Here is a 2,405-nt window from a genome sequence, read left to right as displayed (position 1 = left end):
TTGGTAGGAAAAACGCGTCTTCATGGGGATGTCCTCATGTGGCTTATGAAGACATTACTAACATCGGGGTGTACTAATCAACTGGGAGCAGGTCAGACTATTAAACTGTCATTATTAAGATCCAAAGCTGCCGTGGAGAGGGACGGTGTTGATTCAATAATAAGAACATCAGATCGACGCGTGATGAAAATACTTAATGCTTTTGGTAGAGGGTGTCTTTTTTGATGAAAAGATATGCACATTGAAGGGATTGCCAGGCTACTTTTGGTTATCGCAAAAAAAATGAAATTGAAAAGCATTTTGCTATCAAACACGTCCAAATCTTTTTTAAAGGTCAATTAAAATTCAAATAATTTTTTTCGACGCAGAAATAGTTTAAATTCCCTATAGGGAAGATGGTAAAGATATTTTATCCTTACCATCTATTAGTCTTAATTACACCGTTATTAAGAAGAAACAACTGTGGTAGTGATAGATATGGTGTAGTTGTCAGCCGGAATAGAACTGCTCTCACTATAAACAGTGTATTTCCCAGGGTTATTTCTATCAGTGACGCCTAGTACATATGCTCCTGCTTTCATAGATGATGCAGTTGGCATTTTGCCCATAGCATCTGCAAAGCAAACATTAATTTTGTTATTTCTATTGTTTTTTCCAGGAAATTTCGTGCAGATGCCCGCAGTCTCGATACTCGTATCTTGCGACGAAATGGTCCAAGCGACGCCTCGTACAATGTTTGGGAGACCACCGTCTGCTACTACTTCACCCCTTGCAAGGAGGGTGCGAACTGCCGTATTAGTAGTCAAAGTAGCCACTACGGGGGTAAGGTTGTGGGTCACACGAGCGGGCTCAACGACATCAATGGAGAAATTAGATATAACTGAATCTCCTGCTGCCAAAGTTGAAAATGATACCATCAGAGAGGCAATAGCAGCGATCTTTAATTTTTTCATTGAAAAACACCTTATAAGGAATAAACACAAACGAATTTGCCAAAAGGAAATTAGTATTGATCATGATACAGTAGGTCTTTGTTGGAAATATACACGAGAGAAAAGAAAACTCAAGTAATAAAAAAAAAGTTATCAAAAATTATCAAGATAGGGTTTATTACTGCTGTTAATTCACCAGAGAAGCGCTACCGGCTTTCCTTGTACCGGCTATAAATCAACAGCAAAAGTCAATAACACAATGCTCGCGCCGCCCCAGCCATTATTTATAGCACCCTTAATAACAACAAGAAGCGTGGTGTCGCCAATTCTAATTTCCACACCGAACAGGGCGGAGAGAAAAAATAGTATGTGCAATAATGATTTATGATGATAACGCCCCAGATTTTGGGGCTGGCGGCAACCCACTGTCGCCGCTTCCCGCGACGGGAATACCAGCAAAAAAACGATAATAAATAATAATAAATAACAAAAAATGATAAAAAATGGTAATATCACATTGTATCATTTGCCCCTACCCCCCCCTTTTTAGTGAAAATAAATTCCAGATTAAATTAGTTGAAAAAGGAAGTATAGAAGTGAAATTATATAAAAAACAGTTCTCCTGAGCCTGCTGTGCAGCGTAGTGGCATCAAAATCTGCCTCAGAAACCCTGAAACAGAAAGTAACCACAGCTGAAAAGCCATTTACATTTGAGTTTGGTGCCACATGTATCATATATAACCTATCCTCTTCGAGTACAGATATCAGTGAACGATTCGGTCACCGCATTATCCCAGCAGTTGCCACACCTGCTCATGCTCGGAGCCAGGTTATTAGCCCGGCAGAAGCGCTGCCAGTCGTCACTCCCGTACTGGCAGCCCTGGGCGCCCTTCTAAGAGTCAAGCCATTATCGGGATGCTGTTTACTTGCCTGTTTTGATTTCTCAGTAATGTATAAACTTCGCGTGAGATATAGCGCTTAAGACAGCGTATTGCTTCCATTTTTTTATGTCCTTCTGCTACCCGCCTGGCAACATATTCCTTCGTTTTATCGTCAGTTCGTAAACGTCCGATAGCGATGATGTGAAGTGCACTATTTTCAGCACGATTTCCACCCCGATTAAGTCGATAACGGTTCGTTTTTCCAGAAGAGACAGGAACCGGGCTGACACAACACAGTGCCGCAAAACCTGATTCGGATCTTAACCGTTGGGGATTGTCTCCGGCAGTGATCAGCAACTGTGAAGCGCTTTCGTATCCAATAGCATTACGTTTAATCAGTTCAGGTGCCAGTTCATCGACAATTGCCGCAATCATGACATCCAGATCAGCGATTTCGTCATGTAATTCGAGATAGCGTCGGGCAAGGGACTTTAATGAAATGCGATAAACGTTGGTAACGTTGCGGTATTCACTGGCATCAGGTCTCCAGGAGCCCAAAGTCCTGATGAGCTGCATGCGCGTCATATTTCTG

3 protein-coding genes and 1 pseudogene are annotated in these 2,405 nt (G+C 41.7%); all 4 read right to left on the bottom strand.

The window, feature by feature from the left end:
* Nucleotides 1–446: 446 nt before the first annotated feature.
* Nucleotides 447–953, bottom strand: a complete 507-nt coding sequence (locus DFO52_RS23005) for a hypothetical protein (RefSeq protein WP_133551270.1) — start codon at nt 951–953, stop codon at nt 447–449.
* A gap of 207 nt (nt 954–1,160) precedes the next feature.
* A complete protein-coding gene (locus DFO52_RS23000; RefSeq protein ID WP_133551269.1) occupies nt 1,161–1,448 on the bottom strand; it encodes a hypothetical protein in 288 nt (95 codons plus the stop codon).
* A 228-nt stretch (nt 1,449–1,676) separates the two neighbouring features.
* Nucleotides 1,677–1,815, bottom strand: a pseudogene (locus DFO52_RS22995) (IS3 family transposase); the annotation flags it as partial.
* Nucleotides 1,816–1,831: 16 nt separating this feature from the next.
* The coding region (locus DFO52_RS22990; RefSeq protein WP_166642383.1) for a transposase at nt 1,832–2,405 on the bottom strand (574 nt) is incomplete at its 5' end.

It is taken from the genome of Enterobacter sp. AG326, assembly GCF_004362415.1.
Lineage (GTDB): Bacteria > Pseudomonadota > Gammaproteobacteria > Enterobacterales > Enterobacteriaceae > Enterobacter > Enterobacter asburiae.
The sequence above is the reverse complement of the archived record's forward strand: the minus strand, read 5'-3'. Positions and strand labels throughout refer to the sequence as shown.